Raw genomic sequence first — 23,568 nt, 5'->3', positions numbered from 1 at the left:
GCCGGGGCTCACGACTAGGTGGAGCTAGACCAGGAGGTAGACGGCGCCGGCGATCGTGAGGACCAGCACGATGCGGTCGAACAGCTGCTGGCTGAGGCGCGGCGCGAGCCAGCGCCCGAGGAAGGCGCCACCGATGAGCAGCGGCACCAAGACGAGGTCGAGCACCAGCGTGCCGGGCGTGATGAGCCCCAGCCCGACCGAGAACGGCACCTTCGCGAGGTTGACGATCGTGAGGAACCACGCCGCGGTGCCGAGGAAGGCCTTGACGGGGAACTTGGCCGCGAGGAAGTACATCGACATGACGGGTCCGCCGGCGTTGGCGACCATGGTCGTGAACCCGCCGAGGGTGCCGTAGCTCGCGCGGGCGACCTTCGCCGCTCGGTCGCTCGGCGTCTCCGGCGTGCGGTAGCGGCGCCAGACGGTGATGATGACGAGGATCAGCAGGATGACGCCGATGACGCGGCGCACCCACCCGTCGTCGGCGAAGGCCAAGAACGCCGCGCCGGCCAGCAGCCCCACGGCCACGGCAGGGATGAGCTTGACGAGCGTGGGCCAATCCGCATGCCGTCGGTACGTCCAGAGCGCGAACATGTCGCCGACGATGAGCAGCACGAGGAGCGCGCCGGTCGACTGCTTCGCGGGGAGCACGGCGGCGAAGGTCGCGACCGAGAGTGTCGTGACCCCCGGCAGCGCGGTCTTCGAGATACCGACCGCGAAGGCGGCTGCCGCGAGCAGTACCCAGGCGTAGGTGGGGAGTTGGGGGAGCAGCTCGAGCACCACAGAAGTCTAGTGCGGCCCGAGTTTGTCCTGTCGTTTCGACAAAGCTACCTCCGACCGCAGGGCCGGACGCACACCGCCACGGCCACCATCCCCCGACTCACTCGCCGGCGAGCTCCCCGGGCCACGGTGGGTTCGCCCCCGCGCGCGCCACGGTCACGGCCGCACTGCGAGCCGCGGTCGCGAGCGCCGCATCCACCCAGCGGTCGTCGGCCTCGCCCGAGAGGATCGTCGCTCGGGTGCTCGGCGACGACACGGCGTGCAGCAGCCCGGACATGAAGGCGTCACCAGCGCCGACCGTGTCGACGACCCGCACGGCCGGGGCCTGCACGCTCACCTCGCGGGTCGCCGTCCGCGCCATGGCGCCGTGCCCGCCGCGGGTCATGACCGCGAGGCGCGCCCCGAGATCGACGAAACGCGACAGCACCTCCGAGGGCGTCGTGTTCGGGTAGAGCCACTCCGCGTCCTCGTCGCTGAGCTTCACGACATCGCTGAGCGCCACAAGCTCTTCGACGCGGCCGCGCACGACATCGCGCTCACCCATGATCGCCGCCCGCACGTTCGGGTCGTAGCTCGTCAGCACCCCGCCGCGATCCCGCGCCTCGGCGAACGCGGCTCGCACGACCGCAGCGCCCGGCTCGACGACCGCGCCGATCGACCCAGTGTGCACCACGTCGACGCCGTCGAGGCTCGGCGTCGGGAGAGAGAAGTCGAGGTCGAACTCGTAGCTCGCGCTGCCGTGCTCGTCGAGGGTGGCCTTCGCGGTCGAGGTGCGCTGCCCGTCCAATGCGCCCTCAACGAGCGAGACCCCGGACTCGTCGAGGTGCGCGAGCACGAGGCGGCCGAGCTCGTCGTCGGCGAGGCGAGCCGCCAGCAGCGATCGGTGGCCGAGACGCGCGAGCCCTACGGCGACGTTCATGGGCGAGCCGCCGGGCAGGGCGCGGCCTCCCGGCGACGCGTCGTCGCCGGGGAGCAGGTCGACGAGCGCCTCGCCAAGCACGAGGGCCGTGGCCGGCGTGGCCGGCGTGGTCGGCCGTGCGACCGCGTCGGTGGATGCTTCGTGTTCCTTCATGTGATCGCCTCCGGTGCGATGTCGCGACCGCTCAGCCAGAGCAGCAGGTCGATGGCCGTTCCCCGCACGGCGGGCCCCTGCCCCAAAGAGAAGGAGCTCTTCCCACCCGGCCCCGCGTCGGTCGCGACGAGCTTGCGGCCCGCGGCGAGCTCGCGTCCGCCACCCATGGCGACGGGCGTTCGGCGTTGGTGCGCGATGGCGGTGAGGACCGCGTCGACGGGGTAGGTGCGGGTGATGCCGAGCGGGCGGCGGATGTCCTCGCCGTGCACGAACGCCTCCACGAAGCGCGTCGCGGCCGGCGTTGGAGCGCTCGTGGTCCGGCCGGCCACCTCGCGGAAACGTGCGAGCGTGTCGCGCGGATGCGAGCGACGCTCGCGCTCCACGCCGCGCTGGTTCAAGGCGTCGAAGTCGAACCGTGCGGCCGCCAGCTGCGTGACGAAGCCGAGCCGGGTCGTCGCCGCGTCGTCCACGAGATGGGCGAGCACGTCGTGCACGGACCATCCCGTGCAGAGCGAGGGAGTGGCCCAGTCTGCGTCACCCAGCGGTTCGAGGTCGACAATGAGGGCTTGCCGCTCCGCATGCACGACGCTCCAGAGTGCTGTGTCTCGGCTCACCCGACCGACGCTACCGCCTCGCGGGCGTGGTGGCGAGCATCCGCCCGGGTTCGTCGATCGTGCCGCTCGTGCTGAGAAGTCAACCCCGCGAGCACAGGACGGCCGGTTCCGTAGCGTCGAAGGATCATCCCCCGACAAGCAGTCCCCGACAAGAGGAGCACTCGTGCGCGCACTCACGTGGCAGTCCAACGGCAAGGTCGAGGTCGTGACGGTACCGAAGCCGCTCATCGAAGATGTGGGCGACGCGATCATCAGGGTCACCTCGGCGGCGATCTGCGGCTCGGACCTGCACCTGTACACCGTGTTCGGGCCGTTCCTCCAGAGGGGCGACATCCTCGGCCACGAGACCATGGGCATCGTCGAAGAGGTTGGTTCCGGCGTCACCAAGCTCGCCGTGGGCGATCGAGTCGTCGTGCCGTTCGTGATCGCCTGCGGCGAGTGCGAGATGTGCCATTCGGGCCTGTCGACGCAGTGCGACGTGACACAGAATCGTGAGCAGGGCACGGGTGCCTCGCTGTACGGCTACACCGAGCTCTACGGCTCCGTGCCTGGCGGCCAGGCCGAATTCCTGCGGGTGCATCGCGCCGACAACAACGCCGTCAAGGTCGGGCACGGCCTCTCCGACGAGCGGTACCTGTTCCTCAGCGACATCCTCCCGACGGCGTGGCAGGGCGTGCAGTACGCCAACGTGCCGGAGGGAGGCACTCTCGCCGTGCTTGGGCTTGGGCCCGTCGGCCAGTTCGCTGCGCGCATAGGGAGGCATCTCGGCTACCGCGTGCTCGGGGTCGACCCGGTCGCCGAGCGTCGCGCCCTCGCCGAGCGCTTCGGGGTCGAGGTCTTTGACTACGACGAGACGACGGCCGAGGTGTTGCGCGAGGCGACCGGCGGCCGTGGGCCGGATTCGGTCGTGGATGCGGTGGGTCTCGAGGCGCATGGCGTCGGGGACGGGGCAGGGCTTGCGGGGTTCGCCGGGCTGGCGCAGAAGGGGGCCGGCCTGCTGCCGGACACGCTCGCGAAGAAGGTCATCGAGACCGTCGGCGTCGACCGCCTGTCGGCGGTCATGCTTGCGATCGACGTCGTTCGCCGGGGCGGAACTGTGTCGTTGAGCGGCGTGTACGCCGGCACAGCCGACCCTATGCCGCTCATGACGATGTTCGACAAGCAGCTGACCTTGCGCATGGGTCAGTGCAACGTCCAGCGGTGGATTCCCGAACTGCTGCCGCTCGTCGAAGACCTCGCCGACCCCCTCGGTACCGAGGACCTCGTGACGCATCGCGTGTCGCTCGAGGATGCGCCGCGCATGTACGACGTCTTCCAGAAGAAGGCGGACGGCTGCATCAAGGTGGTGCTGAAGCCGCGAGGCTAGCCGAAGGGGCGAGGGCGCGCTCCAACTCCAAGCGCAAACGCGTCACTCCCGCGGGGCGGGCTCCCAACGGAGCAGCTCGCCGGGTTGGCAGTCGAGCGCTGCGCAGAGGGCCTCGAGGGTGGTGAAGCGCACCGCCTTCGCTCTGCCGTTCTTCAGGACGGCCAGGTTCGCCGGCGTGATGCCGATCCGCTCGGCGAGCTCCCCGACCGACATCTTCCGGCGCGCGAGCATGACGTCGATGTCGATGACGATCGGCATCAGATCACCTCGTCGAGCTCGCCGCGAAGCGTCGCGGCCTCGGCCTCGCGCTGGGTGGCGAGACGCAACAGGGTACGCATGACCACCATGAGGAGTGCTCCGCCCGCGGTCACGAGCGAAGCGCCGCAGAGGAGGCCAACGAGTCCGGGGGCGGCGTCGCCAGGGACGAGCAGGACGGCGAACAGCAGGATCGTGAGCGCGGCGACAGCGATGGCCCCGATGATCGTGTTGACGTAGCGGAACGCACCGTTCGAGAACACGGAGCCCCGCCGCACCATCGTGAGCAGGCGCCAGATGCACACGGCGCTGACCTGCAGGGTGAGCACAAAGATGGCGACGAGCGCGACCAGCGCGGACCGAGACCCCGGGGGTGCGGCCTCGAGATCGACCCAGAGAAGGGGCAGCAGCACGCCTTGCACGAGAACCGACCCCGCAAGCGAGACCGCAATGACGGTCTTGAGGATGGTGATGGTGACGGTACCCACGGCGGAACTCCCTGCTGTGCAACGATGTAAATCTATCGATTGTCGATAGATTATTGCACGCCGGTCCGCACTAGCCGGTCGGGTTCTCCGGCAGCGGGGCTCAGAAGAGCGGCCAGGGCGCGGCTGGCATATCGCCCTGCGGGGCCGGGAACTCGCCCTCGTCGAGGAGGTGCTGAATGCGCTCGCGGAGCCGCTCGACCTCGGCTCGCTCGAGGAGGCGCCCGAGCTGGGCCCCGAGCGCGTCCGCGTTGGCGTCATCCAGCGCATCCGCGAGCATCCGGAGACCTGCACGCTCCTCGTCGGTGAACGGCTCGCCCAGCCACCCCCAGAGCACCGTGCGCAGCTTGGGCTCGACATGGAACGACAGCCCGTGGTCGACGCCGTACCGGTGCCCGTCGGGCATCGCGAGCACGTGGCCGCCCTTGCGGTCGGCGTTGTTGACGATGGCGTCGAAGATGGCCATCCGGCGCAGCGCGGGGGAGTCTTCGTGCACGAGGACGACCTCGCGACCCGTCTCGTCCTCGCCCGTGAGCACGGAGCGCCACCCAGCTTCGGGAACCTCAGACGCGGCGACGAGGTCAACCGGGTCCTGGCTGTCGTCGACGTCCTGCCACAGCTGGAGCATCCCGGAACCGAACTGGCCTTCGCCGAGCCAGGTGCGCGGCACGATGTTCCACCCGAGAGCCTCGGAGACAAGGTAGGCGGCGAACTCGCGGCTGGCGAGGTCGTTGTTCGGGAAGTCCCAGAGCGGCTTCTCGCCGCGGCTGGGTTTGTACACGACCTCGACGGGGTCGGCTCCCGGCGCCGAATAGGTGCCAACGAACGTCGCGTTCGACGCGCTCATGAGTCTCGCGGTGAGCTCGAGGGTCGGTTCGGGATGCGCCTCGCCGTCGGCTGCGTGCGAGGATAAGTCACGGCCAGGCACGGGCGGGTCGGCCTGGGTCACAGGCCGTCGTCAGCCGGGCAGTCGTGGCCTTCCGGATCCATTGGCAGGCCGCAGCGCGGGCAGAGCGAACGGCCGGCGCCGACGATCTCGAGGGTGCGCTTCGCGAAGGCTCGCGCGGAGCCGACGGGAATGCGGACGCGGAGCAACTCAGCGGGCTCCGCAGCCTCGACGAGCTCTTCGAGGCCGGCCATGCGGGCGAGCTCAGCCTCGAGCGCGTCGGTGTCGGTGTCGGCGTCGACCTCGATCTCGACCTCTACCACCGGAATGACCTCGAGCACGACCTGCGCGGTCGCGGGTTCCCAGCCGAGGCCGATGGTACCGACCCGGAAGCGGCCATCGACGGGGGTGTCCAGCGGCTCCTCGTCGATGAGCTCGACGGGCGTCGAGCTCGGCACGCTGTAGCGGTTCCCGTCTTCGAGCATGAGCTGGTCGAGGATCTCGTCGACCTTCTCGGCGAGCAGCGCCGACTGCTCCTTCTCGAGGATGACGCTCACGACACGAGCACCGTCGCGGGCTTGCAGGTAGAAGGTGCGCTCGCCGGGCTTGCCGAGCGTGCCGACGACAAATCGGTCCGGCCAGTCGAATTCGTGCACGAGGGTCGTCATGTGCTCAAGCCTATGCTTAGGCGGCTCGGCCCGCGCCGCCGCCGACCGTCGCGTCGCCGGTGCGGGGCTCGCCTGCCGCGGAAGGGTGGGTCGGGGCGAGCCACGACAGGTCTCCGGCGTCGGCGTTGATGACGGGGACACTCGGGCGTGCCTTGCCGTAGCTGACGATAGAGGTGGATGCGGGGCCGACGGCGAGACGCTGGAACAGGTCGAGGTGCATCCCGAGCGCGTCGGCGAGGATCGACTTGATGATGTCTCCGTGGCTCACGGCGACCCAGACGGCTCCGGGCCCGAACTCGCGCTCGACCTCAGCGTCGTGACGGCGGATGGCTGCGACGGCCCGCGACTGCATGGCGGCCATCGACTCGCCGTCGGGGAAGGTGACGGCGGACGGCTGCGTCTGGACGGTCGCCCAGAGGTCCTCCGTTGCGAGGTCGGCGAGCTTCCGGTTCTGCCAGGCCCCGTAGCCGCACTCGGTGAGCGCGTCGTCGACCACCTCGAGGGCAGGGTCGAGGCCGGTCTCGCCGTAGGGCCCGGCGGGCTGTTGGGCGCGGATCGCGGCAGCCGTCTCGACGCAGCGCTCCAGCGGGCTCGTCACGAGCCGCGCCAGGGGCACGGCGGCGAGCCGCGATCCCGCGGCCGAGGCCTGAGATCTGCCGGTTTCGTCGAGGAGAACCCCTGGCGTGCGGCCGGCGAGCAGTCCGCTCGCGTTGGCGGTGGTGCGTCCGTGACGGACGAGGATGACGGTGGCCATGCGAGTCACCCTAATTCGTGCCGCACGGGAGATCCCTGCGCGTCAGCGCTCGCTCAGCTGCCCACCCTCGACGTGCCAGGCGCGGTTCAGCTGCACGGTCTCGAGCATCCGCCGGTCGTGCGTGACCAGCAGCAGCGTGCCCTCGTAGCTCTCGAGCGCCTGCTCGAGCTGCTCGATCGCGACGAGGTCGAGGTGGTTCGTGGGCTCGTCCAGCACGAGCAAGTTCACGCCGCGGGCCTGGAGGAGCGCGAGCCCCGCCCGGGTGCGCTCTCCGGGAGAGAGCTCATCGGTCCGTCGCCCGACGTGGTCGGCCTTGAGGCCGAACTTGGCGAGCAGGGTCCGCACCTCGGCGGTCGGCCAGTCGGGCACCTGCGCCTCGAACTGCTCGGCGAGGGGCGCGTCACCTGAGAGGGCGGCGCGGGCCTGGTCGATCTCACCGATCGCGACGCTCGAGCCGAGGCTCGCGGTGCCCGCATCCGGCCGGATGCGCCCGAGCAGCAGGCGGAGCAGCGTCGACTTGCCTGCGCCATTCGGCCCGGTGATGCCGATACGGTCGCCGGCGTCGACCTGTACCGAGACCGGACCGAACGTGAAGTCGCCCAGGTGCAGCTCGGCGCGCGACAGCGTGGAGACCACCGAGCTGGAGCGCGGGGCCGCCCCGATCGTGAACTGCAGCTGCCACTCCTTCCTGGGCTCCTCGACCTCCTCGAGGCGGGCGATCCTGCTCTCCATCTGCCGCACCTTCTGCGCCTGCTTCTCGCTGGACTCGGTGGAGGCCTTGCGGCGGATCTTGTCGTTGTCCGGTGCCTTGCGCATGGCGTTGCGGACGCCCTGACTCGACCACTCGCGCTGCGTGCGTGCGCGGCCCACGAGGTCGGCCTTCTTCTCGGCGAACTCTTCGTACTCCTCGCGCGCGTGCCGCTTCGCCGTGGCGCGCTCTTCGAGGAACGAGTCGTAGCCGCCGCCGTAGACGCGGTTACTGTGCTGGGCGAGGTCGAGTTCGAGCACGCGCGTGACGCTTCGTGCGAGGAACTCGCGGTCGTGGCTGACCAGCACGACGCCGCCACGGAGCCCCTGGATGAAGGCCTCGAGTCGTTCGAGCCCGTCGAGGTCGAGGTCGTTCGTGGGCTCGTCGAGCAGCACGATGTCGAAGCGCGAGAGCAGGAGGGCGGCGAGGCCCACGCGCGCGGCCTGTCCGCCGGAGAGCGAGGTCATGAGCGCGTCGGCGCTGAGCTCGAGGCCGAGTTCGGCGAGCACGGCGGGGAGGCGCTCTTCGAGGTCGGCCGCGCCGCTCGCGAGCCAGCGCTCGAGCGCGACCGCGTAGACCTCGCCGGGGTCTGGCGCTCCGGGCGCCGCCTCGCTCGCGAGCGCCTCGGCGGCCGCATCCATCTCCCTCGTCGCCTCGGCGGTGCCCGTTCGGCGGCCCACGTACTGGGCCACGGTCTCGCCCACAACCCGCTCGTGCTCCTGAGGGAGCCAGCCGATGAAGGCATCGGACGGTGCAAGCGAGACACTGCCTTCCAGAGGCTCGTCGATACCGGCGAGCAGACGCAGCAAGGTCGACTTCCCCGCGCCGTTCGCCCCGACGACCCCGACCACGTCGCCAGGTGCGACCACCAGGTTGAGCGACGAGAAGAGGGTGCGGTGGTCGTGGCCACCGGCGAGGTCCTTGGCGACGAGGGTTGCGGTCATTGCACTATGGTCGCGTACTCTCGCGGAGGTGGGGGACACGCAGCCACGGTGTGCCCCGCTTGACCAGGCTCGTCGGCGGGCCGACACTGAACTCGCAGCCCTCGAACCCCCGCTGGCTGCGTCACCGCTCGAGCCCGGACGCATCCGCTGCTCTGGCAGTTCAGAACAGGACCGCACGTGCACGAGTCGTCAGAGCCCCCGCCCGAGGGCTCCCCGCGCAGCAATCCCAACGCCCGTCGCGACCGCGCCTCGTCCCGGAAGCGGATTACCGCGTTCGCGCTGACCGGAGCGCTCGCGGTCGTCGCGATCTTCCTGGGCGCCGAGGTGCTGCGCGTGAGCGGCGACACGATCGAGCAGGGCGACCTCGCCGCGTTCTACGAAGAGCCTGCGGGAGATGTCCCAGCCGAACCCGGCACGCTCGTGCGGAGCGAGCAGCTCCTCGGCACCCCGATCGGGTCGCAGGCATGGCGCATCATGTACTCGTCGACGGACCTGAACGGCACGCCGGTGCTGGTAACCGGGGTGGTCGTGGTCCCGGACGGGGAGGCGCCGGCCGGCGGGCGCACCGTGCTCGCCTGGGGGCATCCGACGACCGGCACCGACCCGTCGTGCGCGCCGTCGCGCGCCTTCGACCCGTTCATCGGCATCGAGGGGCTGCGGCTCATGCTCGACCGCGGCTACACGGTCGTCGCCACCGACTACCTCGGCATGGGCATCGAAACCGCCGACGGGAAGCAGGCCGAGCAGAACTCCTACCTGGTGGGCGACACGACCGCCAGAAGCGTGCTCGACGCGGTCCGCGCGGCACAGCAGCTCGAGGCCGCGCAGGCCGGGAACAACGTCGTCCTGTGGGGGCATTCGCAGGGCGGGCAGGCTGTGCTCTTCGCGGCGCAAGAGGCGCCGAGCTACGCGCCCGAGCTGGAGATCGCAGCCGTGGCCGCCGCCGCGCCTGCCGCCGACCTGACGAAGCTCATGGGCTCGCACCTCGACGACATCTCCGGCGTGACGATCGGCTCCTACGCCTTCCCCGCCTTCGCCGAGGTCTACTCGAGCGTGCCCGGCTCGGAGCTATCGAGCATTCTGACGCCCGCGGCCGTCGAGAAGGCGCCCGAGATGAACTCGCTGTGCCTCATGAGCAGCCTCACCGAGCTGCACGACATCGGGCAGCCGCTGGTCGGCGCCTTCACGTTGCACGACCCGACCACGGTCGAGCCGTGGGCGACGCTCCTCGAGCAGAACTCCGCGGGCGCGAAGGCGTTCGAGGCGCCGCTCTTCATCGCGCAGGGGAGCGCCGACGAGCTGGTGGTGCCGACCGACACGGCGGCGTTCGTCGACCACGAGGAGTCGATCGGCGTCGACGTGCACGCCGTAACCGTGCAGGGTGCGAGCCACGGCACGATCGCTTACGAGTCCCTTCCCGAGCTCGAGCGCTGGCTCGAGCAGCACGTCCCCGTCAACGGAGGTTCCTGATGTCCAAGACCCGTCGCGTCACGTCCCCGGCGCTCGCGCTCCTGCTTGCGGCAGGCGCTGTCGCCGCGTTGAGCGGCTGCGCGCCCCAGACCGACGCACCCCTCTCGCGGGCGGTGGCCACGTTCCAGGTCAGCGACCAGACCTACAATGTCGAGCTCGCAACGCCAGAGCTGGTGGCTCACGCGCAGCAGCTCCTCGACGGCGAGGACGTGGCCGCGATTCCCGTCGGCGCGATCGTGCGCGACGACCCCTCAGTGAACGAGCCCTGGACCTGGCACATCGACCCGGCGACACTCGAGTTCGCAGACTTCACGATCGAGGTGTGCGACGGCCTGCCGGAGTACGTCGAGGATGGCACCCTCACGAGTGACGACTACTGCCCGTGGTCGGCGAAGGTCATCGCGATCGAGCCGTACGACGGGTAGCCGCTGGTTGCGAGGGGCCGCCGCCTGCTCACCCCCTGTTCACCGCCAGCGATCCGAGAGCAGCGCGCTTGGGTCTGCGTGCGCGACGTCAGCGTGCTCTACGCCTGCGTGCGCGACGTCAGCGTTGTGGCAAAGTGCCGCTGCCGAGCTCGGGAGCAGCACTTTGCCACAACGATGCTCAGGTGCAGCGTCCGCCGCAGTCCGCAGTCCGCGGTCCGGAATCCACGGCCGGAATCCGCGGCCGGAGCCCTAGCTCGGCATGAGGGCGTTGACGGCTCCGCGTCGGCCCGCACGGCGGCGGCGAGGACGTGCCGCGGCGACGTCGGACTCGTCGTGCTCGACGGGGAAGAGGGCCTCGGCGAGCGCCTCCTGGGCCTCGTCGAGCGTGCCGTAGTCGCCGATGCTCTGGCCCTGAGGGCCCTGGAGCGTGTGCAGACCGGTGTCTGCGATCGTGATGAAGCCAGCGAACTCGTCGCTGATGGTCGCCGCGTACACGTCGTCGTCGGCTTGTCGCCAGGAGACACGTGGTGCGGGCAGGGTGAATGGGATTGCGAGTGTGATGCGATTCTTCGTTTCGTTGCGGCGCAGCCCGCCTGCGTTGGCGGGGCGCATTCGTTCAAGCATGTGCGCGCTTGGGTGGGCGCGTGCTGGTCAGCCCGTTCGTGTTCGAGAGCAGCGGATGCTCGCGAGCCGGCGGGGCGTCTCGGACTTGGGTCCTGGTGGCCACGGATCCGGTGGCGCGGATGGCGACAGGCATGATCTGGAATGTCCGCGAGAAGCGGGGTGACCATGCGTCGACTGCACCACTCTACGTCAGATTGCCTGAACGCGGAGCTTCCGTGCGGAATTGCCCGCTGCGGAGGCTCGATCGCTCAATCTGTGACGACCACGTCGAGCGTCGGATACTTCGGGGTTCGGCTGTCGCCGGACGACCTGCCGGTGAGGCGACGACCGATCCAGGGGAGCACATACTCCCGCCAGTACTCGGAGTTGCGCGGGCGCTGGATGCTCGGGGCCTCTGGCCCGAAGTCGGGCGCCGGAACGTCGAGCGCGGTGAGCACGTTCGCGGCGACTCGGCGGTGGCCGCTGACGCCCATGTGGAGGCGGTCGCGCGACCAGTAGTCGAGGTGGCGCAGCTCGGGATCGGCCCAGTTGTCGACGAACGTGAGCCCCGGCTGCGGCGGGATCTTCGCGTGGACCGCGGCGGCGAGGGCATCGCCGCGGGCGGCGATGCGCCGGCCCATGGGCAGGTGGTCCGAGGGGTTGGCACCCGAGAGCAGGATGACGTGGATGCCCGCGTCGAGCGCCTGCTTGGCGCCGTCGACGAGCCGCTGCGCCACCGCGTCGATGGACACTCGGGGGCGCAGGATGTCGTTGCCACCGCCGTTGAGGCTCAGGAGCTGTGGTTTGAGGGCGATGGCGGCGGGGAGCTGTTCCTCGAGGATCGCGTCGAGGAGGCGGCCGCGGATAGCGAGGTTCGCGTACGTGACGGGTTCGGGCGACGAGACGGCGAGGCCCTGCGCGACGAGGTCGGCCCAGCCGCGCACGCGCCCGTCTGGCAACTCGTCGCCGACACCCTCGGTGAAGCTGTCCCCGACGGCGGCGAAACTCGTGAATCCCATGGGCAAGAGTTCATCACATCCCGGCGTGGGCCCCACTCAGATCAGCGTCCGCTCCGTTCAGATCAGGCAGGCGTCGCCCTCGCACGCGGTACCGGCCTCGCCGAGCATCGTGAAGCCACCAGCCGCGGCTGTGCCCGGCTCGTTGGTGCTCACGGCGTTGCTGCCCGCTGCGTCTGTGCCCGCCGCGACCCTGCTCACCGGGCCGGCGTGCTCATCCACCGCGCCTGCGAGGCTCGCGGGCCCCTCGGCCGGCGTGTTCATGCCGTGGCCCCGTCGCGGTCGCTCGTGACCTTGGCGAGCACGTCGGCGAAGGTCGCTGCTTCCTGAGCACCGGAAACGCCGTACTTGCCATCGATGACGAAGAAGGGAACTCCCTGGATGCCGTAGGCCTGCGCCTGCTGCTGATCGGCGAGGACGTCGTCGTGGTGCACGCGCTCTTCGAGGGCGTGCACGGCGGCGTCCCGGTCGAGGCCGAGCTCTGCGGCGAGGTCGGCGAGCACTTCGATGTCGCTGAGGTCGCGCCCTTCGACGAAGTACGCCTTCAGGAGGCGCTCCTTCGCCTCGAGCTGGCGACCGGCGGCCTTCGCGAAGTGGATGAGCTCGTGGGCGCGCACGGTGTTGACGTGCTGCACGGCGTCGAAGTTGTAGTCGAGGCCGACCTCTTTCGCGATGCCCGTGACGCGGTCGAGCATCTGCTCGACCTGCACCAGCGGCAGCCCCTTGCGCTGGGCCAGGTATTCGGTCGTTGAACCGTGGAAGTCGATGGGCGTATCGGGGGAGAGTTCGTAGCTGTGGTACTCGATCTCGACTGCCGGTGCCTCGGGGTTCGCGGAGAACTGCTCGATGCCGCGCTCGAGCTTGCGCTTGCCGATGTAGCACCAGGGGCAGGCGATGTCTGACCAGATGTCGATGCGGATCGGCGCCCGGCCCGAGCTGCCTTGCGGAGCGATCTGGCTGGCCTGCGGAGCGTTCTGGGGTGCGTTCTGTGCTGCTGTCGTCACACGCACTGCAACCGAGCCGCTTCCCGAGCTATTCCCGTCTGGTGTGGGCTCTACTCGGCCTTCACGACCGCGAGTTCGTCCCAGTGCGTGGTGGCGCGCGGCGAGATCATCTCGCGTCGCATCGTCCAGGTGCGCCCGCCGCGCAGGCCCGCGATGCCGAGCCCGAGCGACTCCTGCCCGAACTTCGCGGCGACGGCGTCCAGCGCCTCGCCGACGCGCCGGTCCTCGGTCCGCTCGCCGAAGACGTCGAGCGCTGCGTAGGAGTCGCGGGCCACGAACTCGAAGAGCGAGACGCCGACACGCACGTACTTCAGGTCGCTGCGCAGCTGCGGCCCCAGCGCCGTCGCCGCGGCACGGAACAAGACGACGGGGTCGTCGGTCGGCTCCGGGAACGCGACAGACACCGCGTGTGTCTCGTGGCCCTCCCGGAAGGGTGAGGTGGCGGCATAGCAGCTCATCGCCCGCGTGAGCGAGCCCTGCGCCCGCAGCCGCGCCGAGGCCCGCTGCGTGTACACGGAGAGCACTTCTTCGAGCTCCTGCACGGTCGAGATCGGCACGGCGAAGGACCTGGAGAACTGGATCTGCTCGCGCTCCGTCGGCACGTCGTCGACGGGGAGGCAGTCGATACCTCGCAGCTCCTGCACCACCCGTTCCTGGACGACCCCGTAGCGCCGACGGATGGCGGTCGGGGACGACTCCCGCAGGTCGAGCGCGGTACGGATGCCGAGCCCCACGTACTTGGCGGCCATCTTGCGGCCGACACCCCAGACGTCACCGATGTCGATGGTGCCGAGGATGCCGCTCAGCTGCTCTCGTCCGTACGCTCCGAGATGGCAGACGCCGCCCAGCGACGGCTCCGATTTTGAGCCGCGGTTCGCGAGCTTGGCGAGGGTCTTGCTCGGGGCAATGCCGATGCTCACCGGGATGCCGATGAACTTGCGCATGGCGACCCTGATCTCGCGTGCGACGGCGATGGCCTCGCTGCGGTCGCTCGGGAGGCGGATGAAGCTCTCGTCGATCGAGTACACCTCCTGGGTCGGGGTGTACCTGCCGAGGAGCTCGATGGTCCTCGCGTTGATGTCGCCGTAGAGCTCGTAGTTGCTGGAGCGCGCGACGACGCCCTTCATGGCGGCTTCCGGTGCGATGGCCTGCCATGGCGCGCCCATGGGGATGCCCGCCGCCTTCGCCTCCTCGGAGCGCGCGATGACGCATCCGTCGTTGTTGGAGAGCACCACGATGGGCTTGCCTTCGAGGCTCGGGTCGAAGATGCGCTCGCAGGAGGCGTAGAAGTTGTTCGCGTCGACGATGGCGATCGCCGGCGTCGACGCGCGCGTGCCGCCTGTCGGTTCAGACACGGTGGAGGCACCTCGTGACGACGCCCCAGACGGTCAGCTCGCTGAGTTCCTCCAGCACGATGTCGGCGTAGTCCGGGTTCTCGGGCGAGAGACGCACGCGCCCGTGCTCGAAGCGGAGCCGCTTGACGGTCAGCTCGCCGTCGACGACCGCGATGACGACGTTGCCATCGTGCGGTTCGAGGGAGCGGTCGACGATGATCTCGTCGCCGTCGAAGATGCCTGCGCCGATCATGCTGTCGCCGCTGACCCGGACGATGAAGGTCGCGGCCGGGTCGTTGATGAGGTGTCGGTTGAGGTCAACCGGGCCCGAGTAGTAGCCCTGGGCCGGAGACGGGAACCCTGCGGGCACGGACTCGTCGGCGCGTTGGGCGCGGACCTCGGGGGCGCGGGCGCGGTCGTCGCCAGCGGCTCCGCCGGTGCCAGCAGCTCCGCCGTCTCCCGTCGAGCCCGCGAGAACCTCGACGCTCGCATCGCTCATGCGTGGCCTCCTGGTCCTCTGCTGCCGTGGCGGGCCTGGGTGCCGGCTCGCGCGCATCACACGGGTGTGCGAGCCCCAATTGTCGCGGATGAACCTTCGGGGCGCGTGACGGCAGTGCCGTCGGAGTGGTGGCGGCCGATGGGCACCATGAGGGGGCGGCCGGAGACCGGGTCCTGGACGACGAGGCTCTCGAGCCCGAAGACCGCGCGCACGGTGTCGGTCGTGAGCACGCTGTTCGGGTGTCCGGAGGCGTGCAACGCCCCGTCGGCCAGCGCGATGAGGTGGTCGGCGTAGCGGGCGGCGAGGTTGAGGTCGTGGAGCACCATGACGATCGTCGTGCCGCGTGACCGGTTGAGGTCGGTGAGCAGGTCGAGCACCTCGACTTGGTGGCTGACGTCGAGGAACGTCGTCGGCTCGTCGAGGAGCAACAGGTCGGTCTGCTGGGCCAGGGCCATCGCGATCCACACGCGCTGCCGTTGCCCTCCGGAGAGCTCGTCGACGTGTCGGTCCGCGAGGGCGGACGTCGCGGTCGCCTCGAGGGCTGCGGCGACCGCGAGATCGTCGTCGTGGCTCCACCTCGACATGATGCTCTGGTGAGGGTGGCGGCCGCGGCCGACGAGGTCGGCGACGGTGATGCCCTCCGGGGCGATGGGCGACTGGGGGAGCAGGCCGAGACTCCGCGCCAGCTGCTTCGCCGGCGTCTTGTGGACCTGCTTGCCGTCGAGGAGCACGTGCCCGCCGCGCGGCGTGAGGAGCCTCGACATGGAACGCAGCAGCGTCGACTTGCCGCAAGCGTTGGCGCCGACGATCGCCGTGACCTTGCCGGGCGGGATCCCGAGGTCGAGCCCGTCGATGACGACTCGGTCGCCGTAGCCGAGCGTGAGCTGCTCGACGAGGAGGGTGTGGTCGGCGGTCATAGCGAGCCTCCCGAGCGGTTGGTGCGGATGATCAGGAAGATGAGGAACGGGGCGCCGAGCACGCCGGTGACAACGCCGACGGGGTAGCGGGTGCCGAGCAGGAACTGTCCGACGAGGTCGGCGACGAGCACGAGCAGGGCGCCGACGAGGCCCGCGGGGATGAGGAGCGATCCGCCGCCCCCGAAGAGCCGCGCGGCGATGGGGCCCGCGAGGAACGCGACGAACGCGATGGGGCCGGCGGCGGCGGTCGCGAAGGACAGCACCCCGACGGCGGCGACGATCACGACGAGCCTCGTTCGGTTCACACGCACGCCGAGAGCCGCGGCTGTGTCGTCGCCGAGCTGGGTCGCGGCGAGGTTCCGGCTCTGCGCGAGGAGGATCGGCACCAGCACGGCGATCGCAATCGCGACGGGAGCGATCGCGTTCCAGGACGCGCCGTTGAGACTGCCGTTGAGCCAGCGCAGCGCCTCCTGGAGGTCCCACTGCGCCGCCTGCGACAGCACGTAGTTGGTGATGCTGTCGAGCATCGCGGCGATGCCGATGCCGATCAGGATCAGCCGGGTCCCGGTGACGCCGCCCTTGAACGACAGCACGTAGATGAGGAGCGCGACGCCGAGTCCGACGAAGATGGCGAAGAACGAGACCTCGCTCGCGCCGAGCGAGAGCGTGACGATGCCGAAGGCGGCGGCCGCGCTCGCGCCCGAGGAGATGCCGATGATGTCTGGGCTGGCGAGCGGGTTGCGCAGCATCGTCTGGAAGGTGACTCCGGCGAGGCCAAACGCGAGGCCGGCGAGGATCGCCAGCACGGCGCGGGGGAGTCGCAGCCGGCCGATGGTGAACGTCGCGCCCTGCACGTCCTGGCCGAGCACCACGGCAATCACCTGGTCGAGGCCGTAGAACGTCTGCCCGTACATGAGCGAGAACACGAAGACGGCGGCGATGAGCGACACGAGCACGAGCATGGTGAGGCGGCGCCGCGCGGCCCGGCGGTTGCGGCTACGGGCGACGGCGCGCGCGGTCGCCTCAATCGCAGAGTTGGACGTGGACGGCGCGAGCGAGTTCGGCGACGAGGCGGGCGCTGCCGAGGGGGCGTGGCTCGAGGCGGGCTGCTTCGAGGCCGGCTGGTTCGAGGCCGGACTGGCCGGGCGGGTCGCGGTCACAGCGCACGCACCTTCGAGCGTCGCACGATCCAGATGAAGATGGGGGCGCCGATGATGGCGGTGATGATGCCAACGTCGATCTCGGAGGGTCGCGTCAGGATGCGCCCGAGCACGTCGGCCCCGGTGAGCAGCGACGCGCCGACGACGGCCGAGAACGGCAGCACCCAGCGGTGGTCGACGCCGAACATCAGCCGGCACTTGTGGGGGACCACCAGCCCGACGAAGGCGATGGGGCCCGTGACGGCGGTCGCGGCACCGCACAGCACGACCGCGCCGAGGGCCGCCGTGCCGCGCGTGAGGGCGACGCGCTCGCCGAGACCCGCCGCGAGGTCGTCGCCGAGGGCGAGCGAGTTGAGGCCCTTCGCCGAGGCCAGACTGATCAGGAACCCCACGATGAGGAACGGCAGGACGTGCGAGATGCTCTCCCACGTGCCGCCGCCAACGCCGCCGATCTGCCACGAGCGCGCGCTCTGGCTGATGTCACCGCGGGGCAGGATGATCGCGGTGACAAACGACGCGAGGGCGGCAGAGGTCGCGGCTCCAGCGAGCGCGAGCTTGAGCGGAGTCGCCCCGCCTCGACCGAGCGAGCCGACCCCGTAGACGAACACCGCGGCGACGGCGGCGCCGGAGATGGCGACCCAGATAAAGCTCGACGCCGAGGTGAGACCGAAGTAGGCGATACCCGTGACGACGGCCAGGGATGCGCCCATGTTGACCCCGAGGATGCCGGGGTCGGCCAGCGGGTTGCGGGTCACCCCCTGCATGACGGCGCCCGAGACGCCGAGCGCGGCCCCGACGGCGATGGCGAGGAAGGTGCGGGGGATGCGCTTCGCGACCGCGGCCTCGTCGAAACCGTTCGTCGACCCGCCAAGCGCGGCCACCGCATCCGCCCAGCTCACGTCCCGCGAGCCGATCATGACCGAGACGACGATCAGCGCCCCGAGCGTCGCAACCGCCAGAAGGAACCACAACGCCCGCAGCCGCCGGGGGCGTCGCACGATGGCGACACCCGCAGCGGCTTCGGGAGGAGCGGTCTGGATCACTGGACCTTGTCTGCTGCCTGCGAGAGCAGCGCGACGTAGTCGTCGAGGATCCACGAGATGGACAGCGGTGTGGGGTTCGCGGCGGTGCCGAGCGGTTCGGTGCCAGGCAGGTTCACGATGGAGCCGTTCGCGACGGCCGGAATCTGCGAGAGCACCGGGTCGCCCTGCAGTGTCTGCACGAGCTCCTCGCCACCGTAGGTGACGATGATCTCGACGTCGGCGAGCGTGTCGGTCTGCTCGGCGCTGATCGTCTGCGAGAACTGGTCGGTACTTGCCGAGGCGTCGACGAGGCTCTTCGGGAACGCCATGCCGAGGTCTTCGAAGAAGGCGCTGCGGGTGTCGTGCGTCGTGTAGAAGCTGACCTGGCTGAGGTCGGTCTCGTCGACGTGGGTGAGGAACATCGTCTTCTTGCCCTGGATCGACGGGTACTTGGCCGCCGTGGCCTCGATCTCACCCTCGAGTTCGGTGATGAGCGCGTCGCCCTCAGCCTCGAGGCCCATGCCCTGGCTGTTGAGACGGATCATGTCGCGCCACGAGGTCGCCCAGGCGGTCTCTGGGTAGGCGACGACCGGCGCGATCTCGGAGAGGGTGTCGTAGTCGTCCTGCGTGAGCCCGGAGTAGGCGGCCAGGATGACATCGGGGTTCGTGTCGGCGACGGCCTCGAAGTCGACGCCATCAGTCTCGTCGAAGAGCACGGGGGTCTCGCCGCCGAGTTCCTCGAGCTTCTCGCTCACCCAGGGAAGGATGCCGTCGCCATCGTCGTCACCGAAGTCTGCCCGGGCCATGCCGACGGGCACGACGCCGAGGGCGAGGGGCACTTCTTGGTTCGCCCAGTTGACCGTGGCGACGCGCTCAGGCTTTTCGGTGATCTCGGTCGTGCCGAGTGCGTGCTCGATCGTGATCGGCGTGAAGTCGCCGCTCGCAGAGCCGGGCTCTGCGCCGGTGTCGGCAGCGGGCGTGGCCTGGCAGGCGGCGAGGCCGACCGTGAGGAGCGCGGTCGCGGCGAGGGCGACAAGCTTGGGGGCGCGGGGCATGGTGTCCTTTCGAGGCGATGCAGCGTGGCGCGCCGAAGATCGCCGTGAGGGTACGGCGAACGGGCAGCGCGGGGGCTGAAGTCAACGGCGCCAACGGGGTTCAGGATCGTTCCCTGTTAGGCGTGCCTTACCAAAGCTAGGCGACGCGGGATCGGTTTGCAATCGAGCCGAAACGACATTTTTCTGCGCGAAACGGACACCGGGGTCTGCGCTCAGCGGGCTATTGCGCCCGAAACCGGCCCGGGCTGGTCCCCGTCACGCGCCGGAACGCCGTCCCGAAGGCGCTGGCCGAACGGAAGCCGACCGCAGCCGCGACCTCGTCGATGCTCTCCTCGGCAGAGAGCAGCACGATCGAGCGCTGGATGCGAGCGGCTGCGACCCACCGGCTGAAGCCGAGGCCCGTCTCTGCCTGAAACTGGCGCGTGATGGTTCGGGAGCTCACGCCCAGCTCTGACGACCACCCCTCGAGGGTGCGGGGATCCCGCACGTCGTTGGCGAGCGCCTCGACGATCGGGGCCAGCAGGTCCGATCGGGGGACACGGAGCAGCAGCTCGTGCGACGACGGAGCCAGCACGTCCAGCACCATCGCCTCCGTCCTCGACCGGGACGACGCGTCGAGCTCCGGCTCCGCCAGCCGCTCCAAGAGGAGCCGCAGCAGGTCCGTCACGTCGACGGCGACGGGCTCCTCAGCGATCGGACGGGTCGTCGTCACGCTGAACATCGCCGTCCGGTACCAAGTACCGGCCGGCGTCCACGCGGTATGGCGGACGCCGGCCGGGATCCACAGGCCCACGGCGGGCGTGATCGTCCAGGTGCGCGATCCGACGGTCAGCGAGGAGGCGCCCCGCGTGTTCCAGATGAGCTCGTGTGTCGGGTGAGAGTGCTCCTCCCAGAACGTGTTGCGCTCGATCGCTTCGTCCATGCCGTCGATGACGTAGGGCACCTCGACGGAGCCCGCCTCGTAGACCGGGAGGCTGCGCCGGTCGACATCCGGCGAGTCGAGCACGCTCATCCGCTTAGCCTACGGAGTCGATCGCCGCCGCGGACGGCGTCGGCCGTCCCACGCGGGGTCAGCCCTGCTCGACCGCGAGCCAGCCACCCCGCGAGGGCGCCCAGCCGTAGGCCTGCTTGGCGTACTCGCCCGTCGCCGCCTGGTCCTGCAGCAGCGCGTCGGCGAACGCGGTGCCGAGTCGCTCGCGGCTCGCATCCGGCGTCTCCTCGAGCAGCTGGAGGTCGGTTCCCGCAGACTTGGCGATCTCGCGGACCGTCGGGTTTTCGCCGCTGGCCGCGACGACGTACCCGACCGCGGCACCCTTCTCGAGCACGCGCACGTAGAGGTCGGCGAGGTCGTCGACGTGCACGAGCGTCCAGCGCTGGGTGCCGTCACCCACGAGCGAGACCGGCGCCGACCCGTCGCCGGCAAGGAGCTGCGTAAGCCCGCCCTGCCCGCCGTACACGACGGCGGGGGCGATGATCGCGGTGTTCACGTTGCTGTTGATGACCTGTCGATCGATCGGCACGCGCCAGGCGACGACCTCGGGCGGCATAGGCTCTGACACCTCGGTGATGTTCGGATTGTCGCCGAACAGCCAGATGCCGCTCGTGTGCACGAACTGCGTTGTGGAGTGGACGAGCTCATTGAGGGCCGCCGGGACGAAGCTCGGGTCGATCTCAGCAGCCGAGGCCGTGTGGATGACGCCCTCAGACTGGCGGAGCAGCGGCGCAAGCGCGGCGCGGTCGGTGAGGTCGACGACGACGGCCTTCGCGCCCGTCTCTCGGACGATCGCCGCCTTCTCCTCGTTGCGGACGGCCGCCGTCACGGCGTGGCCGTTGGCGAGGAGCGCGCGCAGCACGGCTGAGCCGATGTAGCCGGTTGCTCCGGTGAGAAACACCTTCATGTGGGCCTCGTTCCTGTCGGTGCACGCGCGCCCCGTGAAGTGCGGTCGCGCGTCCTGGGAGTTGCTGAGACGTGCAACGACCCGGATGCGTGACGCATTCCGGGCCGCTGCCGTCAGCCAGGTGCGCCGAGGCTAAGAGGTCGTCGGGCCGAGGTCCGGGTCTGTGCTCTCCGCGGTCGGGGCCGGCGCCACAGCATCGCTCTTGGGCACACCGTCGCCCGCACCAGCGGCATCCGCAGCTGGGGCGTCGTCGCTCGAGTCGGGACCGCGGCGGTCAACGCCCACCGTGACCTGCGTCACGAGCGCCGCGATCGCGCCGACCGCGACCAGCACCGGCGCGAGCGCCGCGGCGACGACGGTCACCGCGAGGCCCGCCGTGAGCGGGATCTCGAGGAGCGTCGTGCCGTCGTCGTTCTTGATGAACACCCGCCGGACATTGCCCTCATGGATGAGTTCCTTGACCTTGCCGAGCAGGTTCTCTCCTGAGACCTTGAACTCCTCGTAGCCGTTCTTCTTCTCTGCCATGTTGTGCATCCCTTTCGCTTCGTTGGGGTGGTTCGCTTCGTTGGGGTGGTGCGGTGTGACGTGCTCAGTTCCTGCTCGCTGGCGTGCTCAGGCCCCTGACTCGGCGCCCTGTTCCGCTTGCCAGTCGCCCATCTTCGAGTAGTCGGGCAGCTCTTGGATGGCCCAGGTGTTGCCGTCTGGGTCGGCGAAGTACACGAACCGGCCCCACGGCTGGTCGTCGATGTCGCTGACCTCCACGCCCCGGCCGTGCAGGTCGGCGTGCGCCTCCTCGATCGACGTCACGACGCACTGGAGGGCGCGCAGTGACCCCGCCTCCATGTCGCTGATACCGAGTCCGAACGCGATCGAGCAGGCCGAGCCGGGCGGCGTGACTTGAATGAATCGGATCTCATCGCTCACCACCTGGTCCATGTCGACCGGCCACCCGAGCGTGTCGCCGTAGAAGGCCCGCGAGCGGTCGACATCGGCGACCGGGAGGCCGACGAGTTCGATGCGGTAGTCCACCATGATGTTCCCCTTGCTGTTCCTGAGTGCAACGCGTTCGTGCCCCCCCCCCTGCGACTCGAACGTGCGGGCAATCTAGCACCGGGCGCCGACATTTTCGCCTGAGCGAGCGCGCCGGCACGCGTTCGGCTCAGCGGACTTCGCGCCAGGCTGCCAGGGCGGCCTCCCTGCCCTCCTTGAGCCCGACGATCGGGCCCGGGTAGTCGTCGCTTCCCGCCTCGGGAACCCACCGCTGCACGTACGCCCCGTGCGGGTCGAACCGCTCCGCCTGGCGCTCGGGATTGAAGATGCGGAAGTACGGCGCCGCGTCGACCCCGGAACCCGCGACCCATTGCCAGTTGAACGGGTTCGACGCCTGGTCGGCGTCGACCAACGTGTCCCAGAACCACTCTTCGCCTCGCCGCCAGTCGGTGAGGAGGTGCTTCGTGAGGAACGACGCGGTGACCATGCGGATGCGGTTGTGCATGCTGCCTGTGCGCCAGAGCTCCCGCATCCCCGCGTCCACGATCGGGATGCCCGTGTTGCCGCGCTGCCACGCCTCGAGGGCGTCCCGGTCGAGCTCCGGCCAGGGGAACTGCTCGTAGGCCTCCCGCCAGGGACGGGTGTGCAGCTCGGGGAAACTGTAGAGCGTGTGCCAGGCGAACTCGCGCCAGAGCAACTCCCGTCGGAACGTCGCAGCGCCTTCACCGGTGCGGCCGTCGAGGGCGTGCCACGCCTGCGCCGAGGAGAGCTCGCCCCAGCGGAGATGCGGGCTGAGCCTGCTCGTGCCGACCAGGTCCGGGCGGTCGCGGTCCGCCTTGTAGTCGGTGACAACCCCGTCAAGGAACGCCTCCAGCCGGTCGTGCGCACCCTCTTCACCCGGCGTCCACTCCTCGCGAAGTCCCTCGGCCCAGTCCGGTCGTGTCGGCAGCAGCTCCCAGGAGGCGAGCGAGTCGCGCTCGAGCGAGCTCGCCTTTGAGCCGCGAGCGAGCGCATCCGGTGCAGGCAGCGGGTCCCGGGGCGGCTCCTGCTGGAAGCGGCTCTGGCAGGCGTTGGCGAACGGCGTGTAGACGCGGTACGCCTCGCCCTGTCCAGTCTGGATCTGCCACGGCTCCGTGAGCAGCGAGCCCGGCAGGCTGTGGGCCTCGAGGCCGGCGTCGAGAAGCCCCTGCTTGATGCGGGCGTCGATCTCACGCTCTGCCCCGCCGTAGCGGCGGTTCCACACGACGAGCTCGGCGCCCGCCTCCTCGGCGACGCGAGGCACGATGTCCTCCGCCCGCCCGCGCCGGAGCACCAGCGCGCCGCCGATCTCGTCGAGGCTCGCCGCGAGCGCCTGCAGGCTGTGATGCAGCCACCACTTCGCGGCACCGCCGAGCGGTCGCACGCCCGGCGACTCCTCGTCGAGCACGAACAGGGCGATGACGGGACCGCCGCGTTCGACGGCGACGTGCAGGGCTGGATGATCGTGGAGCCGCAGGTCGTCGCGGAACCAGACGAGCGAAGGGGAGACCATGCCGCAAGGCTATGGCCAGAACCTCGGTCGCTGGCTGGACGCGGCACCCGCCGGTGTCATCCCAGAGGACCACGC

27 protein-coding genes are annotated in these 23,568 nt (G+C 70.0%); 3 read left to right on the top strand and 24 right to left on the bottom strand.

Annotation, left to right across the window (positions count from 1 at the left end):
• Positions 1 to 24: 24 nt before the first annotated feature.
• From ACPYN9_RS04470 to ACPYN9_RS04460, 3 genes are all read right to left on the bottom strand, one after another.
• The gene (locus ACPYN9_RS04470) at positions 25 to 777 is read right to left on the bottom strand and encodes a sulfite exporter TauE/SafE family protein (protein ID WP_424464264.1); all 753 of its coding nucleotides are present in this window, start codon (positions 775 to 777) and stop codon (positions 25 to 27) included.
• Between the two features lie 100 nt (positions 778 to 877).
• A complete protein-coding gene (locus tag ACPYN9_RS04465) occupies positions 878 to 1,849 on the bottom strand; it encodes a carbohydrate kinase family protein (protein ID WP_424464262.1) in 972 nt (323 codons plus the stop codon).
• On the bottom strand, positions 1,846 to 2,463 hold the full coding sequence (locus tag ACPYN9_RS04460; protein WP_424464260.1) for a maleylpyruvate isomerase family mycothiol-dependent enzyme: 618 nt from the start codon (positions 2,461 to 2,463) through the stop codon (positions 1,846 to 1,848). Before ACPYN9_RS04460 ends, ACPYN9_RS04465 begins: the two co-directional genes overlap by 4 nt.
• Before the next feature lie 163 nt (positions 2,464 to 2,626).
• On the opposite strand from ACPYN9_RS04460, the gene ACPYN9_RS04455 reads away from it, so the two are divergent.
• A complete protein-coding gene (locus ACPYN9_RS04455) occupies positions 2,627 to 3,829 on the top strand; it encodes an alcohol dehydrogenase catalytic domain-containing protein (protein ID WP_424464258.1) in 1,203 nt (400 codons plus the stop codon).
• A gap of 42 nt (positions 3,830 to 3,871) precedes the next feature.
• On the opposite strand, the gene ACPYN9_RS04450 is transcribed toward ACPYN9_RS04455, so the two are convergent.
• From ACPYN9_RS04450 to ACPYN9_RS04425, 6 genes are all read right to left on the bottom strand, one after another.
• On the bottom strand, positions 3,872 to 4,087 hold the full coding sequence (locus ACPYN9_RS04450) for a helix-turn-helix domain-containing protein (protein ID WP_424464256.1): 216 nt from the start codon (positions 4,085 to 4,087) through the stop codon (positions 3,872 to 3,874).
• Positions 4,087 to 4,572 (bottom strand): DUF2975 domain-containing protein, encoded by a 486-nt coding sequence (locus ACPYN9_RS04445; RefSeq protein ID WP_424464254.1) that lies wholly within the window; start codon positions 4,570 to 4,572, stop codon positions 4,087 to 4,089. Before ACPYN9_RS04445 ends, ACPYN9_RS04450 begins: the two co-directional genes overlap by 1 nt.
• A 100-nt stretch (positions 4,573 to 4,672) precedes the next feature.
• Positions 4,673 to 5,497, bottom strand: coding sequence for an SCO1664 family protein (locus ACPYN9_RS04440; RefSeq protein WP_424464540.1), 825 nt, complete (start codon positions 5,495 to 5,497; stop codon positions 4,673 to 4,675).
• Positions 5,498 to 5,514: 17 nt separating this feature from the next.
• Positions 5,515 to 6,123: a DUF3090 domain-containing protein gene (locus ACPYN9_RS04435; protein WP_424464252.1), complete on the bottom strand. Its 609-nt coding sequence runs from the start codon at positions 6,121 to 6,123 to the stop codon at positions 5,515 to 5,517.
• A gap of 16 nt (positions 6,124 to 6,139) precedes the next feature.
• The gene (locus tag ACPYN9_RS04430) at positions 6,140 to 6,877 is read right to left on the bottom strand and encodes an MSMEG_4193 family putative phosphomutase (protein ID WP_424464250.1); all 738 of its coding nucleotides are present in this window, start codon (positions 6,875 to 6,877) and stop codon (positions 6,140 to 6,142) included.
• A 42-nt stretch (positions 6,878 to 6,919) separates the two neighbouring features.
• A complete protein-coding gene (locus ACPYN9_RS04425; RefSeq protein ID WP_424464248.1) occupies positions 6,920 to 8,569 on the bottom strand; it encodes an ABC-F family ATP-binding cassette domain-containing protein in 1,650 nt (549 codons plus the stop codon).
• Positions 8,570 to 8,746: 177 nt separating this feature from the next.
• On the opposite strand from ACPYN9_RS04425, the gene ACPYN9_RS04420 reads away from it, so the two are divergent.
• Together ACPYN9_RS04420 and ACPYN9_RS04415 are read left to right on the top strand one after the other, a co-directional pair.
• Positions 8,747 to 10,039: an alpha/beta fold hydrolase gene (locus ACPYN9_RS04420; protein ID WP_424464246.1), complete on the top strand. Its 1,293-nt coding sequence runs from the start codon at positions 8,747 to 8,749 to the stop codon at positions 10,037 to 10,039.
• Positions 10,039 to 10,464, top strand: coding sequence for a hypothetical protein (locus ACPYN9_RS04415; RefSeq protein ID WP_424464244.1), 426 nt, complete (start codon positions 10,039 to 10,041; stop codon positions 10,462 to 10,464). The genes ACPYN9_RS04420 and ACPYN9_RS04415 overlap by 1 nt, the downstream gene beginning before the upstream one ends.
• 249 nt (positions 10,465 to 10,713) lie before the next feature.
• Here the strand turns inward: ACPYN9_RS04415 and ACPYN9_RS04410 are convergent, their stop codons facing one another.
• The 15 genes from ACPYN9_RS04410 to ACPYN9_RS04340 all read right to left on the bottom strand — a co-directional run bounded on the left by ACPYN9_RS04410 (position 10,714) and on the right by ACPYN9_RS04340 (position 23,493).
• Positions 10,714 to 11,076, bottom strand: a complete 363-nt coding sequence (locus tag ACPYN9_RS04410) for a hypothetical protein (protein WP_424464242.1) — start codon at positions 11,074 to 11,076, stop codon at positions 10,714 to 10,716.
• Between the two features lie 260 nt (positions 11,077 to 11,336).
• The gene (locus ACPYN9_RS04405) at positions 11,337 to 12,086 is read right to left on the bottom strand and encodes an SGNH/GDSL hydrolase family protein (RefSeq protein ID WP_424464240.1); all 750 of its coding nucleotides are present in this window, start codon (positions 12,084 to 12,086) and stop codon (positions 11,337 to 11,339) included.
• A 57-nt stretch (positions 12,087 to 12,143) separates the two neighbouring features.
• Entirely contained in the window at positions 12,144 to 12,347 is a 204-nt protein-coding gene (locus tag ACPYN9_RS04400) for a hypothetical protein (RefSeq protein WP_424464239.1), read from the bottom strand.
• Positions 12,344 to 13,036: a DsbA family oxidoreductase gene (locus tag ACPYN9_RS04395; protein WP_424464538.1), complete on the bottom strand. Its 693-nt coding sequence runs from the start codon at positions 13,034 to 13,036 to the stop codon at positions 12,344 to 12,346. Before ACPYN9_RS04395 ends, ACPYN9_RS04400 begins: the two co-directional genes overlap by 4 nt.
• A 101-nt stretch (positions 13,037 to 13,137) precedes the next feature.
• Positions 13,138 to 14,442 (bottom strand): Y-family DNA polymerase, encoded by a 1,305-nt coding sequence (locus ACPYN9_RS04390; RefSeq protein WP_424464238.1) that lies wholly within the window; start codon positions 14,440 to 14,442, stop codon positions 13,138 to 13,140.
• A complete protein-coding gene (locus ACPYN9_RS04385; protein WP_424464236.1) occupies positions 14,435 to 14,920 on the bottom strand; it encodes a LexA family protein in 486 nt (161 codons plus the stop codon). Before ACPYN9_RS04385 ends, ACPYN9_RS04390 begins: the two co-directional genes overlap by 8 nt.
• 56 nt (positions 14,921 to 14,976) lie before the next feature.
• Entirely contained in the window at positions 14,977 to 15,837 is an 861-nt protein-coding gene (locus ACPYN9_RS04380) for an ABC transporter ATP-binding protein (RefSeq protein WP_424464235.1), read from the bottom strand.
• Positions 15,834 to 16,865 (bottom strand): FecCD family ABC transporter permease, encoded by a 1,032-nt coding sequence (locus tag ACPYN9_RS04375; RefSeq protein ID WP_424464536.1) that lies wholly within the window; start codon positions 16,863 to 16,865, stop codon positions 15,834 to 15,836. Before ACPYN9_RS04375 ends, ACPYN9_RS04380 begins: the two co-directional genes overlap by 4 nt.
• A gap of 128 nt (positions 16,866 to 16,993) precedes the next feature.
• Entirely contained in the window at positions 16,994 to 18,040 is a 1,047-nt protein-coding gene (locus tag ACPYN9_RS04370; RefSeq protein ID WP_424464233.1) for a FecCD family ABC transporter permease, read from the bottom strand.
• A complete protein-coding gene (locus ACPYN9_RS04365; protein ID WP_424464232.1) occupies positions 18,037 to 19,074 on the bottom strand; it encodes an iron-siderophore ABC transporter substrate-binding protein in 1,038 nt (345 codons plus the stop codon). The genes ACPYN9_RS04370 and ACPYN9_RS04365 overlap by 4 nt, the downstream gene beginning before the upstream one ends.
• A 220-nt stretch (positions 19,075 to 19,294) precedes the next feature.
• Positions 19,295 to 20,086: a helix-turn-helix domain-containing protein gene (locus tag ACPYN9_RS04360; RefSeq protein ID WP_424464230.1), complete on the bottom strand. Its 792-nt coding sequence runs from the start codon at positions 20,084 to 20,086 to the stop codon at positions 19,295 to 19,297.
• 58 nt (positions 20,087 to 20,144) lie between these two features.
• Complete coding sequence (locus ACPYN9_RS04355; protein ID WP_424464229.1) at positions 20,145 to 20,972, bottom strand: NAD-dependent epimerase/dehydratase family protein; 828 nt, start codon at positions 20,970 to 20,972, stop codon at positions 20,145 to 20,147.
• A 132-nt stretch (positions 20,973 to 21,104) separates the two neighbouring features.
• Positions 21,105 to 21,497: a DUF4342 domain-containing protein gene (locus ACPYN9_RS04350; RefSeq protein WP_424464227.1), complete on the bottom strand. Its 393-nt coding sequence runs from the start codon at positions 21,495 to 21,497 to the stop codon at positions 21,105 to 21,107.
• An 87-nt stretch (positions 21,498 to 21,584) separates the two neighbouring features.
• A complete protein-coding gene (locus ACPYN9_RS04345) occupies positions 21,585 to 22,001 on the bottom strand; it encodes a VOC family protein (RefSeq protein WP_424464534.1) in 417 nt (138 codons plus the stop codon).
• 130 nt (positions 22,002 to 22,131) lie between these two features.
• Positions 22,132 to 23,493: a cryptochrome/photolyase family protein gene (locus ACPYN9_RS04340; RefSeq protein ID WP_424464225.1), complete on the bottom strand. Its 1,362-nt coding sequence runs from the start codon at positions 23,491 to 23,493 to the stop codon at positions 22,132 to 22,134.
• Positions 23,494 to 23,568 lie beyond the last annotated feature (75 nt).

It is taken from the genome of Pseudoclavibacter helvolus, from assembly GCF_049707175.1.
In the GTDB taxonomy this organism is placed as follows: domain Bacteria; phylum Actinomycetota; class Actinomycetes; order Actinomycetales; family Microbacteriaceae; genus Pseudoclavibacter; species Pseudoclavibacter helvolus_A.
The sequence above is the reverse complement of the archived record's forward strand: the minus strand, read 5'-3'. Positions and strand labels throughout refer to the sequence as shown.

What these genes read in the sequence shown, in the direction of transcription:
- ACPYN9_RS04465 (WP_424464262.1), bottom strand. Translation starts at nt 1,849, where the DNA reads ATGAAGGAACACGAAGCATCCACCGACGCGGTCGCACGGCCGACCACG.
- ACPYN9_RS04450 (WP_424464256.1), bottom strand. Translation starts at nt 4,087, where the DNA reads ATGCCGATCGTCATCGACATCGACGTCATGCTCGCGCGCCGGAAGATG.
- ACPYN9_RS04435 (WP_424464252.1), bottom strand. Translation starts at nt 6,123, where the DNA reads ATGACGACCCTCGTGCACGAATTCGACTGGCCGGACCGATTTGTCGTC.
- ACPYN9_RS04430 (WP_424464250.1), bottom strand. Translation starts at nt 6,877, where the DNA reads ATGGCCACCGTCATCCTCGTCCGTCACGGACGCACCACCGCCAACGCG.
- ACPYN9_RS04425 (WP_424464248.1), bottom strand. Translation starts at nt 8,569, where the DNA reads ATGACCGCAACCCTCGTCGCCAAGGACCTCGCCGGTGGCCACGACCAC.
- ACPYN9_RS04415 (WP_424464244.1), top strand. Translation starts at nt 10,039, where the DNA reads ATGTCCAAGACCCGTCGCGTCACGTCCCCGGCGCTCGCGCTCCTGCTT.
- ACPYN9_RS04410 (WP_424464242.1), bottom strand. Translation starts at nt 11,076, where the DNA reads ATGCGCCCCGCCAACGCAGGCGGGCTGCGCCGCAACGAAACGAAGAAT.
- ACPYN9_RS04405 (WP_424464240.1), bottom strand. Translation starts at nt 12,086, where the DNA reads ATGGGATTCACGAGTTTCGCCGCCGTCGGGGACAGCTTCACCGAGGGT.
- ACPYN9_RS04400 (WP_424464239.1), bottom strand. Translation starts at nt 12,347, where the DNA reads ATGAACACGCCGGCCGAGGGGCCCGCGAGCCTCGCAGGCGCGGTGGAT.
- ACPYN9_RS04385 (WP_424464236.1), bottom strand. Translation starts at nt 14,920, where the DNA reads ATGAGCGATGCGAGCGTCGAGGTTCTCGCGGGCTCGACGGGAGACGGC.
- ACPYN9_RS04380 (WP_424464235.1), bottom strand. Translation starts at nt 15,837, where the DNA reads ATGACCGCCGACCACACCCTCCTCGTCGAGCAGCTCACGCTCGGCTAC.
- ACPYN9_RS04365 (WP_424464232.1), bottom strand. Translation starts at nt 19,074, where the DNA reads ATGCCCCGCGCCCCCAAGCTTGTCGCCCTCGCCGCGACCGCGCTCCTC.
- ACPYN9_RS04360 (WP_424464230.1), bottom strand. Translation starts at nt 20,086, where the DNA reads ATGAGCGTGCTCGACTCGCCGGATGTCGACCGGCGCAGCCTCCCGGTC.
- ACPYN9_RS04355 (WP_424464229.1), bottom strand. Translation starts at nt 20,972, where the DNA reads ATGAAGGTGTTTCTCACCGGAGCAACCGGCTACATCGGCTCAGCCGTG.
- ACPYN9_RS04350 (WP_424464227.1), bottom strand. Translation starts at nt 21,497, where the DNA reads ATGGCAGAGAAGAAGAACGGCTACGAGGAGTTCAAGGTCTCAGGAGAG.
- ACPYN9_RS04340 (WP_424464225.1), bottom strand. Translation starts at nt 23,493, where the DNA reads ATGGTCTCCCCTTCGCTCGTCTGGTTCCGCGACGACCTGCGGCTCCAC.